At 37.8% G+C, this 16,180-nt stretch carries 15 protein-coding genes, 1 tRNA gene and 4 pseudogenes; 11 read left to right on the top strand and 9 right to left on the bottom strand.

The genetic code is table 11. The annotated features are described in order from the left end of the window. Positions 1 to 4 precede the first annotated feature (4 nt). Together E2H97_RS09575 and E2H97_RS09570 are read left to right on the top strand one after the other, a co-directional pair. The gene (locus E2H97_RS09575) at positions 5 to 631 is read left to right on the top strand and encodes an SCO family protein (RefSeq protein ID WP_133406928.1); all 627 of its coding nucleotides are present in this window, start codon (positions 5 to 7) and stop codon (positions 629 to 631) included. A gap of 90 nt (positions 632 to 721) precedes the next feature. Beyond that, positions 722 to 1,312 carry a hypothetical protein gene (locus tag E2H97_RS09570; RefSeq protein ID WP_133406927.1) on the top strand — a complete coding sequence of 197 codons (591 nt, stop codon included), beginning with the start codon at positions 722 to 724 and terminating at the stop codon, positions 1,310 to 1,312. Positions 1,313 to 1,433: 121 nt separating this feature from the next. Here the strand turns inward: E2H97_RS09570 and exaC are convergent, their stop codons facing one another. Beyond that, the gene (gene exaC / locus E2H97_RS09565; RefSeq protein ID WP_133406926.1) at positions 1,434 to 2,954 is read right to left on the bottom strand and encodes an acetaldehyde dehydrogenase ExaC; all 1,521 of its coding nucleotides are present in this window, start codon (positions 2,952 to 2,954) and stop codon (positions 1,434 to 1,436) included. A gap of 125 nt (positions 2,955 to 3,079) precedes the next feature. On the opposite strand from exaC, the gene E2H97_RS09560 reads away from it, so the two are divergent. The 9 genes and pseudogenes from E2H97_RS09560 to E2H97_RS09525 all read left to right on the top strand — a co-directional run bounded on the left by E2H97_RS09560 (position 3,080) and on the right by E2H97_RS09525 (position 8,955). Continuing rightward, the gene (locus tag E2H97_RS09560) at positions 3,080 to 3,997 is read left to right on the top strand and encodes a helix-turn-helix domain-containing protein (RefSeq protein WP_133406925.1); all 918 of its coding nucleotides are present in this window, start codon (positions 3,080 to 3,082) and stop codon (positions 3,995 to 3,997) included. Positions 3,998 to 4,135: 138 nt separating this feature from the next. Beyond that, positions 4,136 to 4,438 (top strand): hypothetical protein, encoded by a 303-nt coding sequence (locus E2H97_RS09555; RefSeq protein WP_246028985.1) that lies wholly within the window; start codon positions 4,136 to 4,138, stop codon positions 4,436 to 4,438. Continuing rightward, positions 4,435 to 4,596, top strand: coding sequence for a GNAT family N-acetyltransferase (locus E2H97_RS18990; RefSeq protein ID WP_246028984.1), 162 nt, complete (start codon positions 4,435 to 4,437; stop codon positions 4,594 to 4,596). The genes E2H97_RS09555 and E2H97_RS18990 overlap by 4 nt, the downstream gene beginning before the upstream one ends. Before the next feature lie 44 nt (positions 4,597 to 4,640). Next, positions 4,641 to 5,105 (top strand): GNAT family N-acetyltransferase, encoded by a 465-nt coding sequence (locus E2H97_RS09550; RefSeq protein WP_133406924.1) that lies wholly within the window; start codon positions 4,641 to 4,643, stop codon positions 5,103 to 5,105. Between the two features lie 519 nt (positions 5,106 to 5,624). After that, a pseudogene (locus tag E2H97_RS09545) lies at positions 5,625 to 5,882 on the top strand (transposase); the annotation flags it as partial. Between the two features lie 67 nt (positions 5,883 to 5,949). After that, complete coding sequence (locus tag E2H97_RS09540; protein WP_133406922.1) at positions 5,950 to 7,101, top strand: IS30 family transposase; 1,152 nt, start codon at positions 5,950 to 5,952, stop codon at positions 7,099 to 7,101. Between the two features lie 6 nt (positions 7,102 to 7,107). Further along, positions 7,108 to 8,010: pseudogene (locus E2H97_RS09535) on the top strand (IS3 family transposase); the annotation flags it as partial. A 65-nt stretch (positions 8,011 to 8,075) separates the two neighbouring features. Next, complete coding sequence (locus tag E2H97_RS09530) at positions 8,076 to 8,573, top strand: VOC family protein (RefSeq protein WP_133406920.1); 498 nt, start codon at positions 8,076 to 8,078, stop codon at positions 8,571 to 8,573. A gap of 19 nt (positions 8,574 to 8,592) precedes the next feature. Next, positions 8,593 to 8,955 carry a cupin domain-containing protein gene (locus E2H97_RS09525; protein ID WP_133406919.1) on the top strand — a complete coding sequence of 121 codons (363 nt, stop codon included), beginning with the start codon at positions 8,593 to 8,595 and terminating at the stop codon, positions 8,953 to 8,955. Between the two features lie 592 nt (positions 8,956 to 9,547). Here the strand turns inward: E2H97_RS09525 and E2H97_RS09520 are convergent. The 8 genes and pseudogenes from E2H97_RS09520 to E2H97_RS09485 form a co-directional block, all read right to left on the bottom strand. Continuing rightward, a tRNA-Val gene (locus tag E2H97_RS09520) sits at positions 9,548 to 9,623 on the bottom strand. 281 nt (positions 9,624 to 9,904) lie between these two features. After that, a pseudogene (locus E2H97_RS09515) lies at positions 9,905 to 10,635 on the bottom strand (IS3 family transposase); the annotation flags it as partial. Positions 10,636 to 10,644: 9 nt separating this feature from the next. Next, positions 10,645 to 11,774 (bottom strand): annotated as a pseudogene (locus E2H97_RS09510) (ISAs1 family transposase). A gap of 657 nt (positions 11,775 to 12,431) precedes the next feature. Then, on the bottom strand, positions 12,432 to 12,791 hold the full coding sequence (locus E2H97_RS09505) for a hypothetical protein (RefSeq protein WP_133406917.1): 360 nt from the start codon (positions 12,789 to 12,791) through the stop codon (positions 12,432 to 12,434). Between the two features lie 109 nt (positions 12,792 to 12,900). Beyond that, positions 12,901 to 13,182, bottom strand: a complete 282-nt coding sequence (locus tag E2H97_RS09500) for a hypothetical protein (protein WP_133406916.1) — start codon at positions 13,180 to 13,182, stop codon at positions 12,901 to 12,903. A 112-nt stretch (positions 13,183 to 13,294) separates the two neighbouring features. After that, on the bottom strand, positions 13,295 to 13,798 hold the full coding sequence (locus E2H97_RS09495) for a hypothetical protein (RefSeq protein ID WP_133406881.1): 504 nt from the start codon (positions 13,796 to 13,798) through the stop codon (positions 13,295 to 13,297). 457 nt (positions 13,799 to 14,255) lie between these two features. Next, a protein-coding gene (locus E2H97_RS09490) for an IS3 family transposase (RefSeq protein WP_133406885.1) occupies positions 14,256 to 15,448 on the bottom strand; the annotation gives its coding sequence in 2 pieces (ribosomal slippage) (positions 14,256 to 15,140 and positions 15,143 to 15,448; 1,191 coding nt in all). Positions 15,449 to 15,533: 85 nt separating this feature from the next. Continuing rightward, the gene (locus tag E2H97_RS09485; protein WP_133406915.1) at positions 15,534 to 15,824 is read right to left on the bottom strand and encodes a hypothetical protein; all 291 of its coding nucleotides are present in this window, start codon (positions 15,822 to 15,824) and stop codon (positions 15,534 to 15,536) included. Positions 15,825 to 16,180 lie beyond the last annotated feature (356 nt).

Below are 16,180 nucleotides of genomic sequence, written 5' to 3'. Positions count from 1 at the left end.
AGCGATGAAATCAAAGTTATTTATTATCTGTTGCTTGATTACTTTTGCAGTGCTTGGTGGAGGTGTTGCATATTACTATCAACATCAGCCATTAAAATTGGTAACCACAACTGAATATCCAATAAAATCTCCAGTTACAAAGTTTTATTTGATGGATCAATTTGAGAAACCATTTACCAATGCAAATCTGCAGGGGAAATGGACATTATTTTTTGTTGGTTACACTTCCTGCCCTGATATCTGTCCCACCGCTATGACAAAATTGGCTGCTGCATATCCCAAGCTTAAAAAAGACTATCCATTTCAAATAGTGTTTATTTCAGTCGATCCTGAGCGTGACAGTCCTGCTAAGTTGAAAGAATACACATCATTTTTTAATAAACACTTTATCGCTGTTACTGGAATACAGTCTGAATTATTTCAGCTTACTAGAAATCTAGGAATGGCTTATTCCAAGGTAGGTGAAGGTAAAAATTATTTAATTAGCCATAGTGCAACAATGACATTAGTATCCCCAAGAGGCTTAAAAATTGGAATTGTAAAACCTCAAATTGTTCCTGGAAGGATAGCGCAGATCAAGAATAAAGATATGGAGGCAGATGTTCTTAAATTGATGGCTAGGTATAGCTAATTAACCTGAGCTCAGGTTAATTATGATAGAACATGGTCTTTTATTGAAAGGTTCAGATTGATTGCAAGGTTAGTATTAGGCGAGTTAAAGATGTCAGATAGTAACGATGAGAGTATTTATAGTACAGGCAAAATGTATGTTGAAATTAACGCTAGAAATGTGATTAAAACTTTTTTGCCCCAAAGAGACAGCATAAAGCGGTTTAAACTTGAATTACACGCACTCAAGCAGTTTACAGATATGGATCGAGTTCCTCATCTAATTAACGCTAATATGGATAAGATGAAACTCGAAATGACCAAGCTTCCTGGTAAGAATCCAAGCTTTTTATCTCAATCTCACTTACAGCAGTTACAAGGAATTGTTTCAGATTTATTTGCACATGGAATCGCTAGACATGCTTTACCTATCCGAGATTTACTTGTTGATGACAAAGGTAAACTTTATATGGTCGATTTTGAGCGAATCACAGTCAGAAAGTTCAAATTGTCTCCCATTTGGCTAATTGCAAAAGCTGTCACACAATCTCATGTATTACGTTTGATATGGCAATTCCAACCACATATGTTAACCACAACTCAAAAGTTTGAGGTATTTTCAATTATTGGTATTCGCCGCATATTTCATTCACTTAAAAGTGTCATTAATAAGGTGAAGAAGGGCATTATTTATAGAAAATAGTTTATAGGTACGGGTTTAACGCGGATTTGTAACTAAATAAAAGATGATTCCTTTCACTTCCATCACTATATCAAGGCGTGACCGAAATCACCTTTTAGTACTAACACGCTCTAGTTATCCTCTAGAAAAATCCTAAAGGATTAACGTCATAACTCACCAATAAGTTTTTAGTCTGCTGATAATGTTCTAGTGCCATTTTATGCGTTTCACGTCCCACACCTGACTTCTTATACCCACCAAATGCGGCATGGGCTGGATACATATGATAACAGTTAGTCCATATTCTACCTGCTTCAATCTTACGACCCATTCGATAAGCAAGATTCATGTCGCGTGTCCAAACCCCTGCACCTAATCCAAATTCAGAACTATTTGCTAACTCCAGTACTTCTGCTTCATCTTTAAAGGTACAAAGTGAAATAACAGGTCCAAATATTTCTTCTTGGAAAATTCGCATATCATTTGTACCTTTTAGCAAGGTAGGTTTGATATAAAAACCATTACTATGCTCACTATCTAATGATTCAGCCTCTCCACCAAGTAAAACTTCGGCACCTTCTTCACGTCCAATTTTTATGTAACCCATGATTTTATCGTACTGCTCTTGCGATGCTTGAGCACCAACCATGGTCTCAGTATCTAATGGGTTTCCTCGTATAATAGCCTTGGAGCGCTCAATAACTTTTTCAATAAATTGAGAATAGATATCTTCATGGACGAATAAGCGGGACGGGCAGGTACAGACTTCACCTTGATTGAAATAAGCTAATACAACACCTTCAATACATTTACTCAAATATTCATCTTCTTGATCCATTACATCTTTAAAGAAAATATTGGGTGATTTACCGCCGAGCTCTACAGTCGATGGAATGATATTCTCTGCAGCGCATTTTAGGATGTGTGAACCAACAGGTGTTGAACCTGTAAAAGCTATTTTGGCAATACGTTTGCTGGTGGCTAGTGCTTGTCCAGCTTCTTCGCCATAGCCATTTACGATATTAAGCACACCAGCAGGAAGAAGGTCTTCAATTAATTCAACTAACAGCAAAATAGATGCTGGTGTTTGTTCGGCTGGTTTGAGCACAACACAATTGCCTGCGGCAAGAGCAGGACCTAGTTTCCAAGCCGCCATGAGAATAGGGAAGTTCCAAGGGATGATTTGTCCAACAACACCTAATGGTTCATGAAAATGATATGAAACGGTTTTTTCATCAATTTCGCCAATCGAGCCTTCTTGGGCGCGTAAACAACCTGCAAAATATCTGAAATGATCAACAGCAAGTGGTATATCGGCTGCTAGCGTTTCTCTTACTGCTTTACCGTTATCCCAAGTTTCAGCTACCGCTAGATATTCAATATTTTGCTCGATGCGGTCTGCAATTTTTAGTAAAAGATTAGAACGCTCCGTTACAGAAGTTGTACCCCAAGAGTCTTTAGCTTTATGAGCTGCATCTAGTGCTAGCTCTATGTCTTTAGCATTTGAGCGGGGAATTTCACAAAAAGATTTGCCATTAACTGGGCTGATATTCTGAAAGTATTTGCCATCACTAGGTTCAACCCATTGACCGCCAATGAAATTTTGATACCTAGGTTTAAAATTAACAATGGCATCTTTGGTACCAGGTGCAGAGTAAATCATATGATGTCCTTCTATTGTATTTATCGGTTTTTCTTATTAACGTAATGACACAAAATGAATTTAACTTTGCTGTTAATCCATAATAAATGACTCTCAGTACAAAATAAATACACTGGAGTAGGCGTATGATTCGTGAACAACTATCAGAATTACGAAAGAAACCTAAAGTGCTGGTTGAAAATAAGATAAGTTTTGCTGCTTCAGATACTGAACTGAGTATTTATGACACTTTTGAGCAAGCCGATAAAATTCCGCTCCTATCTGATCAATTGCTTTTTTGTGGAATGATTGCAGGTAAAAAAATCATGCATGACAACTCAGCTGATTATCAGAGTCAATTTTTACCCCACGAATCCTTTATCATTGCACCAAATAATCAGGTAAAAATTGACTTCCCAGAGGCGACAAATTCAGAGCCAACAACTTGCTTAGCGATCGAAATATCAACGGATCGTATTAAGAAGGTTGTAGAGCAGCTAGAGAAATCTGAACCGCTCGATAAAGATTATGGATATTGGGGTTACAGACCAAATTCAATTCATACACACCATACATCTTCAACACAGCATTTGCTTAACCGCATTGTTCAGGTTTACATAGAGAATCATCAAGATCGAAACTATATGATCGATCTTGCTATTACAGAGTTAACGATTCGTTTATTGAGGGAGCAAACTAGAAGCTTTATTTTGGAACACTGCACAAAAGATCCCGAGACCAATGGATTAAATGCATCAGTAAATTATATTGTTGAAAACTTAGACGCTCAGCTCGATGTTGAGCAGTTGTGTAAATTATCCTGTATGAGTAGAACAAAATTTTTTACTCAGTTTAAAACTCACTTCGGCTGCACTCCTGCGGCCTTTCAATTGCAGCTTAGATTAAAGAAAGCTGCGGAATTAATAAAGCTAGGAAAGTCGATTACGGCAGCGTGTTTTGAGTCAGGCTTTTCGAATACAAGTCACTTCAGTCGATGTTTCAAGCGGTTTTATGCCGAATGCCCTCGGAGTTACCAGTCAAAATATTGTTCTGTACAATTTTAAAATCATTTGTGAATGATGAAGGGGAGAACAATCAATATAGAGATATGGCAGTCTAGAATGGATTTAACAAAATCAGCGGCGACATGCTCTTATGTACTGGATCAGTAACTGTAACATTGCACAAAAAACGAGAACAAAATGAATTATAGAAAGGCGAAACTTGAAGATCTTGGAAGTTTAAAAGCGTTAGAACAAGCTGTTGTAGAAGCAGAGCGTCCGTATAACAACTCTATCAAGCCTTCAGATGCAAAGTACTATGACATTGAATATTTGATTAATGATCATGATTCGCACCTACTTGTTGTCGAAGAAGCAGGACAAATAATTGCAACAGGCTACGGACAATTACGCGATTCAAAACAGTCTCTCATCCACAGTAAACATTGCTATCTTGGTTTTATGTATTACCTGAATATCGAGGGCAGGGCATTAATAAATTGATACTGGATAAACTCTTCGCTTGGGGTAAAGAACGTGGTGTCTCTGACTTTTACCTAGATGTTTACTCAGCAAACGATTCAGCCATAAAAGCTTATGAAAAAGCAGGCTTCCAACCGTCACTATTAGAAATGAAACTCAATTTAGGTGAGAATAATTGAGCTAAACCATCTAGCGCTAAGGTCTTATAAATAGGGAAATTATTATGCAAGTTGCTTACTTAGCAGATCATCAAGAATACGTCAGTACTATTGCCAAATGGTATTACGATGAATGGGGTAATAATGGAAAAACTTTTACTTATGATTTTATCTACAATCTAGGTTTGAGTAGGAGCAAAAACAAAGGAAAGCTCCCTTATTCATTTATTATTGAAGATAACAACGCTCTAGTTGGTGTAGCTGAGCTTAAATATAGAGAAAATAAGCATCATCCAGAATATGAGCATTGGGTTGGTGGCGTGTATGTTTGTCCAAATCAGCGTGGGAAGGGGTATGCGAATATTCTAATTTCTAAGGCAAAGCAATTGGCCAGAGAGCTTGGCATAGAGCAATTATATCTTCAATGTGATGAACATAATATTGCTCTTTATCAAAAGCATGGTTTTGTTGCTCTGCATGAGGCAGAACACTTTGGTGATATTACAACCATAATGGTTTGTGAAATATGACCTTAGCAAAAAATCGCTTAGTGTTAGTTAACTTATTGTAATTCAATCAAAAACAATGTTTTATGCTCTCAATGAATTTTGACAACACTGAGTTTACTGAACTTGAAGTGTATATTAATTAATAGGTTGCAGCATGGTTTTGCAGCTGATTGTTGATGAATTATAAGTCTTGAGCAAATGAATTTTGGAATTATTAGAAGGACGCTATGCTTTGTTAAGCGATGCACAAAGGCGATGGCAGTATCCTAAGCAGATACCGCCAACAGGCGATTTCTTAACTGATTTATAAGTTCACTTCTTTACAGTCAGACTCGCTACCGCGCAGATAACAAATCTCTTTGATTGTAGTTAGTGTTGCCAATTTCTCGCTGATCACATCAAAGTTCTTGTGCGTGATAATTATACCGTTGACTTGAGTTATAACGTCCGATTCTTTTAGACCATTGTTTTGTGTTCTGGTCTAATGGAACTGGACACTTGAATGAGAGACAATTAACAGTCAAACATTAAGGTGTATCAATGACAGCAAGAAGAAGTTACAAAAATTACCCTAAAGAGTTTAAAGAAGAAGCCGTTGCCCTTGTTTTGGATCAAGGCTATTCAGTTCCGGAAGCGGCTAAGTCTCTTGGAATAACAACAAGTTTACTTTACAAATGGAAGGATAAAGTAGAAGCAGAACGAGACGGCACTGCTTTATCAGAATCAGAGCGTGATGAACTTAAACAGTTAAGGCGTGAAGTTAAGCAACTTAGGATAGAAAAAGAAATATTAAAAAAGGCAAGTGTAGATTCAATTGGTCAACGCAACACTCATGTGAAAATATTGAGTAGCGGAGGAAAATTGAATGAAACGTACCTTTACCAAACAGGAGCGAGAGTTTGTCTTTGACTCTTGGAAATCAGGGCTTGGTTTTAGTGATATTGCTCAGATCATTAACTCTAAGCCTGGAAGTGTGTTTACTATACTCAGAGACTCAGGAGGCATAAAGCCAGAATCACGTCAGCGTAGGAGCTTACATTTAACAATTGAAGAGCGAGAAGAGATTCGAGCTGGCTTATCTGCTAAAAAGAGTATCCGTGCCATAGCTCGTCAATTAAATCGCTCGCCATCAACAATATCTAGGGAAGTACAGCGTAATCGAGGGAGTAGATATTACAAAGCCGTTGATGCTAACAACCGAGCGTGGAGAATGGCCAGACGCCCCAAGCTTTGTTTACTGGAAGCCAATACCGAACTTCAAATTACCGTCCTTAAAAAGTTAGAATTAAATTGGTCTCCAGAGCAGATATCGGGTTGGTTGAAGCGTACAATGTCCCGACGTAAATCAATGCAAATTTCCGCTGAAACTATATATAAAACCATTTATTACCGAAAGCGTAATGCGCTTCATCATTCCCTAGTAAAACACCTTCGTCGTGGTCATAGTTTACGGTATAGCAAAAAACACTCTCGTAAGGGCGAACGTGGCACCATTAATATAGTTAATGGCGTTTCCATCCACGAAAGACCAAGAAGTGTTGAGACAAGAAGAACTGTTGGGCATTGGGAGGGAGATTTAGTTACAGGTTCTAAAAATACGCATATCGCTACTCTAGTTGATAGGAAATCGCGCTATACGATCATATTAAAACTGAAGGGAAAAGACGCAGTATCTGTCAATGAAGCTCTTGTAGATAAATTTAATAAGCTACCACAAGAGCTAAAGAAGTCATTAACTTGGGATCGAGGAATGGAATTAGCAAAACATGCTGAACTAACGGAACGAACTGGTGTACCTGTTTATTTTTGTGATCCTCAAAGCCCTTGGCAAAGAGGTTTAAATGAAAATACTAATAGCCTGATTAGACAATACTTCCCTAAGAAGACATGTTTACGCCAACACTCTCAGAGTCGATACAGTGAAGTCGCAGAACAGTTAAATAACCGTCCTAGAAAAATACTGGGCTTTAAAACACCAAAACAGGTAATTGAAAATAGTGTTGCGTTGACAAGTTGAATCTACAAGCGCCTTCTTTGCGAAAGAAATGAAGTAAAGTTTGAGTTCATAAAGTCCCAAGCCAAGCATCTGCCGATTACAGCATTGTGTAAGCAACTCAATGTTAGCACTTCAGCATACTACGTTTGGTTAAAACGCCCTGCAAGGATTATCAGTGCTGATACGCTAAACCTGTATCGCAGAACCAAAGCTCTGTTTAAAGAAAGCCGGAATAGCCTTGGCAGTCGTGGACTAATGAAAGCATTACGCAAGGAAGGCTTTGCCATTGGGCGTGACAGAACACGGACAGTCATGCAAAAGCTAGGGCTGCATGTAACTCAGCGTGTGGCTTATCGAGTAACAACCAAGCGACGTCATTCAGATGCTGTTGCGGATAACTTATTAAATCAAAATTTTAATCCAGTGGCACCAAATCAAGTCTGGTGTGGAGAGGTGACCTATTTAAAAACAGAGCAAGGTTGGATGTACCTTGCAGTTGTGATGGATTTATACTCACGTCGAATTGTTGGTTGGCAGTTATCTAGAAGAATGACTACTGACTTAGTAGCGTTAGCCATGCTTAAAGCTCATCGCCTGAGAAAACCACCTAAGGGATTAGTTTTTCATAGTGACAGAGGTTCACAGTATACAAGTAAACAGTATCGTAACTTGCTGAAGAAATTAGATGTTAGAGCTAGCATGGGAGATGTTGGTGCTTGTTGGGATAATGCCGTAGTTGAAAGATTTTTCGGCAGCTTAAAACATGATTGGATTTTAAAAGTTAGGCAGAAAACACGTTCTCAAATAAGTGCTGATGTTGCTGCTTACATGAAGTATTACAACTTGAAACGTTTACATTCTGCTAATGATGATCGAACTCCGGTTGAATTTGAAAATGAGTATGAAAACTCTCTAAGAAAAGTGTCCTGATTTAGTTGACCAGAACAGGTTTATCTGGTCAGTAAAAGGAAGTAATTTTAAAGGGCTTATAAACAATGAATTTTAAAGTACTGGTACTATCAATTGCAGCATTGTCTGCAGGGGCTTCAACTCAAGTTTTCGCAGAAGATCAACAACCGTTTAAAAGAGTGATGACACAAGGGTTAAATCATTTAGGTTTAACGGTAAAGAACCTTAAGCGTTCATCGGAATTCTTTATTGAAACTTTGGGGTGGAGAAAAGCAGGGGGTTATCCTGATTATCCTTCAATTTTTGTAACGGATGGTTCTATCTTTCTAACATTATGGAAAACTCAAAATGAAGCTAAAATAGTTGAGTTTGATCGAAAGAATAATGTTGGTCTTCACCATTTAGCATTATCTGTAGCAAGCCTTGAAGATTTGAATCAACTACACGAAACATTTAAGTCCATTAAAGATGTGGTTATTGAATTTGCTCCAGAGCCGAATGGAAATAGCACAACAATCCATATGATGATCAGAGAACCCAGCGGTAATCGTTTAGAGTTTGCATACAATCCCCCTCGTAAGTAAATCAGGACACAACACCATCATGAAACAAACAAAAATCAGTATTGCAAAAAAGTTGAGTAAGTTTTCAGAACATTGGTCTCCCAAGGTTATCGCTGAAATGAATGACTATCAGTTTAAATTGGCAAAATTTAAAGATGAATTCACTTGGCACAAACACGATGATACAGATGAGGTGTTTCTCGTTATTGAAGGCGATATGACCATTGAGTTTAAAGATGGGCAGGTTGAATTAACCAGTGGTGAGATGTGCGTCGTACCAAAAGGCGTTTTACACAAACCATCAGCAAAGAATGAGTGCTCTGTAATGCTTATCGAACCTAGAGGTGTGATCAATACAGGAGAAGAAGGGGAGTTAACAGCCCCAAATGATGTTTGGATATAGCCATGATTTGGCTGAGGGGTAACAAAGGTGATCTATCACTTAAAGCCTAGATAAGATCTTGATTTAGCATCATATAAGTCGTTACCCCAAAACGGTGATCAAAAGTGACCACTAAGGTAATGTTATTGATTAATAAACAATTTATATTTTGAGAATATTAATTTTTATAGGGTAATTTGGTTACCCCTATATTATCCAAGAGATCACCCTTAACAGAATAGAACGAACTGTCTAAATATTCATTGTTTACAATAGATTGTGGTTAGTTAAGTGAACTAATCACCTTCGTTACCCTGAAATTGCTTACGCAATGTTAGAAAGGACACAAAGGCCAAATAACCTGATAAATAGATGTATAGGCTTTTTGGAGTATTCAAGGAAGTTGTGCTGTAAAACCGTTCTAGATATCTTTTCCTCAATTTAGCCATATTCAAACGTTGAGCTAGTAAAACTACTTTTTAGAACAGAGAATATTTAAGAAAAAATTACTTAATAAAGGGTAGGGGTTTTGCGCGAGTTTTGCGCCGATTTTGCGCATTGAAATATTTGTTAATAATTTAACAGAAAAACTTGTATTAAATCAGGAAGATAATGGTACAACCGAGTGGATTCGAACCACCGACCCCTACCATGTCAAGATAGTGTTCTATTGCTAGTTAACTCATTGTATTTTAATCAAAAATACAGGTTTTGAGCTCTAAATAATTTACTGAAAACACTGAATTTACTGAATTCACAGTGTTTATTAATCAATAACTTGCTCCATAGTTTTGCGAGTTATTTTGGAGGTTTTAGAAGTATTGAGCAAGCTAATTTTGATGATTTTTGAAGGGGAGTGCATAAGTAAGGTAGGTGCAATGAAATAGAGAAGGGGGACTATGTTTATATCCAGAAGTAACCATTTCGTCATAATGATAAGGAAGTGTCCACTAAAGTGGGGCAACTACACAGCCCCTCTATCGGTATGAAACAAAATGGTTTTATCAGTCTTCCTGTTTTTAAGTGCAGTCTTTAATGCTTTAAGTGTCAGCTCAGTAGTTTTATTTTTCCCAAAAGCCCAGCCTATGATACGCCGAGAAAAGACATCTAAGACAACCGCTAAATAATGCCAGTGCTGACCCACTTTGAGATAAGTAATATCTCCAGACCATAGTTGGTTTATTGTTGTCGGATTAGCTCTATCTTTTCTTTTATTCTCAACGGCTTTATAGAACAGTTTAGTTTTAGCGGGCTTAGCATACGTTTTAATTCCTCTGGCTTTTAACCCATTTTCTTTCATCAAACGAGCGACCCGTTTCCTACTGGTATTGATGCCCGCTCTTTTTAATGCGGCGTAAACTCTTGGGCTTCCATAGATTTGATGGCTCTTTTCAAACGTCATTTGGATTTTAGATAGCAATTGCATGTCATCTAAGTGGTGCTGAGGTAAAGGACGTTTAAGCCAAGCGTAATAGCCACTACGTGATACATGAAGCCAATTACACAGGTACTTAATGCCTAAGTTTTTTCCGTTGTCTTTGATGAATTTAAATCGTTCTGATGAACTTCCGCCAGATACCGTTGCCACTTTTTTAGTAATTCATTCTCCTTTTGCAAGCGGTCAACTTGTTTTTGAAGCTGTTTGATTTTATTGAGTTCTTTTTTGTTAGGGACTTTTCTCATAAGCTCACTATCGCTTTCACGGAAAGATTACGAAAGCTCTTGCCCTGCAAGGACTTGAGCTAGGTAACTTGTACTCATTGCTGCTTTCTTTTGCTTTCTCTTTAAACCGGCTTTAAAGGTTGTTTCTTTATTGAGTAAATTCAGCGCTACATGACGTATGTTTGAAAACACTTCTGGTGCTTCACCTCGTCGTATACGACAATCATCCTCTCGCATCGCAACATCCAATTTCCAGTGAAGCTTATTTTCTATATGCCAATGCGACCTTACAGCTTCAGCAAACTTCTTCGGCGTTAATTTAGCTGAGCTAATGAAGTATCGAATTGTAGCGTCTGTGGGAACTTCACCTTCGTTATTTCTAAAGGAAATACTGATTCCCAATGTTTGTAGCCCTGGCCATTCAAAGCCTAAATCAACAAACTCTCCAAAAGTTTCACAGGTTATGTGCATTCGAGTTTCTTCACGCCCGTGTGCCTTTTCGTTTGTTGTAAAATATTCACCATTCCATTTCTGAAGTTTATCCATAGAGAAATGTTTGATAAAGGTTTCTTCTAAGCGCTTATGATTACCTTTTACTGCAAGCAAGTAGTCGGTATTTTATCTAAGATTGTTTGAGCTATTTGCTTCTGACAGCCCATTGCATCAATGGTTACAATGCAACCTCTAATGTCTAATAGTTTTAGTAACTCTGGGATTGCTGTAATTTCGTTAGACTTTTCAGCCGTTTTTATTTGTCCAAGCACGACATTATTCGCTGTATAAAAAGCACTCACCATATGAATAGGGCCAAGCCGCTTTGCTTTGTTATATGAACGACGAACGGTCTTACCGTCAATGGCGACAACATCGCCTTTAGTCACTTCATGACAAGCTTGCATCCAATCAATAAAACATTGTTGGAACTGCTTTGCACTAATGCTGCTAATCACTCTGGCAATGGTATCGTGAGCGGGAATTCCATTATCAAAATCTCCATAATTCTGAAGCCAGTCAAGTCGTTCATGACCGAAGTCTTCAACTTCTTCCCAACCTTCAGCACCAGCAATAACACCACAAATGGTGAGTAGCAAAATATCTGTTAGCTTGTGATCAATCTTCCAGTCCTGTCGTGGGTCTCTGATTGTAGAAAGTTGTTGAATCAAATCATGGCCGTTCATAAGAAATCTCATACTCTAAAAAGAAGTATAAGATCACAGTGAGATATAAAAGAAAAGCTAAATTTCTAAATCTGCGGAAAACTAGCTGTGACGGGGTGTTTCATGATCTTTCCCTACTCTGGTTGTTTATCGAGCATACACAAACCAATAAACTCATAATTCCTGAATTATATGGATGGAAAAGGGTAGTTGCACCTCGCCACCTAACGCCCGCTTAACAGGCAAATGGTGGTTGGCTATAATCCGAAGCGCAGCGTAGGAGCCAACCAGTATTTGTCCTTGTTGAAGCGCTTGTTAGTTTTTTTCTGTAGCGGATGTAATTTTATTGATTACTTGTTGCCTTTTTTTCTCATCGCAATATTTGGAGTTAACCGTCCGTTGCTGAGATGAAACTGAAGCAGAGAAATAATTCTCTTGACACCATTTTGGGCTCTTTGTTTTTACAAGTTCACTAATTTGATTATTCCTTTGGGGCTCATAAATATTAGAACAGCCGAAAATTGTAAATACTGACATAAGAAAAATGCTCAACTTTTTCATATAACTCTCCTTGTATTTATTGAAAACTAACGCCCAGTTAACGGGCAAATGGTGTTTGGCTAAAATTTGGAGCGCAGCGACAAAAGCCAAACAGTATTTGTCCTGTTGAACTGCTTGTTATAAAGCACTTTTCTCACGAAGCATAACTTTGTAAGTAGTGACTGCCGATGACATTACTTGGTTTGAAAAAGAAACATTGTTTTTGGGTTGGTAGGATATTTTTAACGCAGCAGGTGAGTTTGAGCATTTACCTGTTTTGACAAAACCATCCCATAATAACCCCAAACCAGATATTGGTTGGAAAGTACCATCAATTAAATAACGTGTTCGTTTAGTGAAACCATTATCCATTAGATAAATACCAGTATTGCGTGCTTCTTCTCTGGAGTTAAAGCAAAACGAAACCTCTTCGACTTTTGGTTTGCTGGAACAACCAATAATTAATATTGATAATAACAGCGCGATAGAATGTTTCATCAGCCTCTCCGTGCTTTATAACGCCCAGTTAACGGGCAAATGGTGTTTGGCTAAAATTTTGGAACGCAGTGACAAAAGCCAAACAGTATTTGTCCTGTTGAACTGCTTGTTATGTGTTTGCTAAATAATCATTAATCGCTTTCTGCGCTTCAATTAAACTTGCACCCGTATGCTCTCGATACAACCTAATAGCTCTAATTTTTTTACCATTTTTTAACGCATACTGCACTTCAATGGGAACAAACTCACTTCCATTTGCTGAGATACCATTTTTTTCTAAGAGAACATTTAATTTAGACTCTATAAGTTTTAACTTATATTTGGTACTTGATAACTCGCTTAGTACGAAAAGAAAACCTAGTATCACTAAAACTATCAATAATTCTTCCATGTCATACTTCCTTTGTGACACATAACGCCGCATTAACAGGCGCAAAACGTTGGCTTATACTTTGCGACGCAGGAGCAAAAGCCAACGATTTTGCGTCCTGTTGAATGCCTTGTTAGGGCACTTCTGCGCGATCAAATGTAGCAATACGTACACTACGCCCAGCAAATTTTATTTTTGCAATTTCATTTAATGCAATGATTGTTTCATTAACGGCTTTTAGGTCATTAGCAGTAGTTGCATACTTATTTGTTTGTGGCTCTTTCTCTAATTCGACACACTCAACCTGAAACTCTTTCTTTGAAATTTTAACGTAGCAATAGACTGCATTAGTGTCAGGGTACCTAAAACCTAAATTTTTTGTATGTCCAGTTAGAGGTTGTAATCCCCATGATTCACTAGAATTGGCTAGTTTGAACCCTTTCCTTTTAAAAAGAGCTTCAATTTCTAGAGCAAACTCATTAACCTCATCGTTGGAAGGGAGTATTTTTTCTGTGCCATCCACGTATAAACCAACATCAATGCGCTGAATATCTTGTTGCTTTAACAGTAAACTTTTTGGTGGACATCCACATAAAAGAAAGGATATCGCTAAAATGGTAACTGCTCGAATTTTCATGAATGCCCTAACGCCCAATTAACGGGCAAATGGTGTTTGGCTAAAATTTGGAGCGCAGCGACAAAAGCCAAACAGTATTTGTCCTGTTGAATTGCTTGTTATGTTTTGACTGCAAACAAGCCAGTTTTGTAACTTAGATTTGGTGATATAGCAAAAATAAAACAATTAGAATTATTACTACACCTGTGTACTTAAGTTTTTGCTTAAAGCTGAAGCTACTAATTTTATGCTTACAAACAGGGCAAATATAATATGAGTTATTAAGTGTTACAGTAACTTCTTGAGGGACAACCTTTGCCTTGCATTTTTCACATTGAGCCATATAAGTTAGAACTTTCAGATTGAAACATAACGCCCAGTTAACGGGCAAATGGTGTTTGGCTATAATTTTGGAACGAAGTGACAAAAGCCAAACAGTATTTGTGATCTTGCCCCGAAAAAGTGGACACATTCCACTTTAAATTACTGCCTGTTCAAATTCGACAGGCGTTCTATATCCTAAGCTTGAATGTAAGCGTTGTCTATTATAGAAATAGTTTAAGTAACTCTTTAAAGGCTTCAGTAACTCATTGAAGGTTCTAAACTTATTCCCTCTAATGATGTCACCTTTCATAGAATGAAAAAATGACTCAACTTCCGCATTGTCTGTACAGTGACCAGGTCGATTCATACTCGGCTCAATCTGGTGTTTTTTCAGAAATGCTTGAACCACTTTGGCTCGATACTCAGCCCCTCTATCGGTATGAAACAAAATGGTTTTATCAGTCTTCCTGTTTTTAAGTGCAGTCTTTAATGCTTTAAGTGTCAGCTCAGTAGTTTTATTTTTCCCAAAAGCCCAGCCTATGATACGCCGAGAAAAGACATCTAAGACAACCGCTAAATAATGCCAGTGCTGACCCACTTTGAGATAAGTAATATCTCCAGACCATAGTTGGTTTATTGTTGTCGGATTAGCTCTATCTTTTCTTTTATTCTCAACGGCTTTATAGAACAGTTTAGTTTTAGCGGGCTTAGCATACGTTTTAATTCCTCTGGCTTTTAACCCATTTTTTTTCATCAAACGAGCGACCCGTTTCCTACTGGTATTGATGCCCGCTCTTTTTAATGCGGCGTAAACTCTTGGGCTTCCATAGATTTGATGGCTCTTTTCAAACGTCATTTGGATTTTAGATAGCAATTGCATGTCATCTAAGTGGTGCTGAGGTAAAGGACGTTTAAGCCAAGCGTAATAGCCACTACGTGATACATGAAGCCAATTACACAGGTACTTAATGCCTAAGTTTTTTCCGTTGTCTTTGATGAATTTAAATCGTTCTGATGAACTTCCGCCAGATACCGTTGCCACTTTTTTAGTAAATCATTCTCCTTTTGCAAGCGGTCAACTTGTTTTTGAAGCTGTTTGATTTTATTGAGTTCTTTTTTGTTAGGGACTTTTCTCATAAGCTCACTATCGCTTTGATAGCGCTGGACATTATCGAACTTGCCCTCGCGGTACTCTTTACGCCACCGGGAAAGCATAAGCGGGTGAATGTCTAACGCTAGGGCAATATCCTTAGACATGACATCGTCTCTCAAGCTTAACTCGACAGCTTTCACTTTGAAATCGATAGGGTAAAACCAAGTCTTTTTTGGTCGTGTATATCTAGGCATAACCACTTCCTTATAATGATAAGGAAGTGTCCACTAAAGTGGGGCAACTACAGCGTCCTTGTTGATGCACTTGTTATACGACGGCTTAATAAGCACTAATCGGTGCGACTGTAAAATTATGCTTAAACTTTTGTGGTTTAAGTTTATTTAGCTGCTTAGTATTTATAAATACTACAAACGTTGCAACTTCACCCTTGTAAGAATACGGATATAGGGTTGTACCAGCTGGCAATGTACCAATATTAGTTGGAGATGCTTGTAACTCTAAAGCTTCTGTTAACGTTACAACATCGTGTTCGTGAAAACTCCATTTTTGCCAGAAGCTACCAGCGAAAAATGAAGCAACTGTTAAAATTAAGATCCCTATTAATTTCAAGTGAACTCCAATGTTTGCTTTAGTCGTATAACGCCCAGTTAACGGGCAAATAGTGTTTGGCTAAAATTTTGGAACGCAGTGACAAAAGCCAAACAGTATTTGTCCTGTTGAACTGCTTGTTATCTGGTTGATGTTTAAATCAGCCAATTATTGCGACATTTTATATAAAAAGAAGGCGAATCCCGCAAAAAATATGAATCCGACTATTAACATAATTGTTAGTGTTTTTGATTTGGTTGCTGATTCAGCGATATCTTTAGACGGAAACAAGCCAAATAGATTTAAAAAGAATTCTACAAAAATTTGCAAATGACACCTCCATGTTCAAAACCAGATAACGCCGCATTAACGGGCGG

Source organism: Parashewanella tropica, assembly GCF_004358445.1.
In the GTDB taxonomy this organism is placed as follows: Bacteria; Pseudomonadota; Gammaproteobacteria; order Enterobacterales; family Shewanellaceae; genus Parashewanella; species Parashewanella tropica.
Note: the sequence above shows the minus strand (reverse complement) of the source record. Positions and strands in the feature narration are given on the sequence as shown.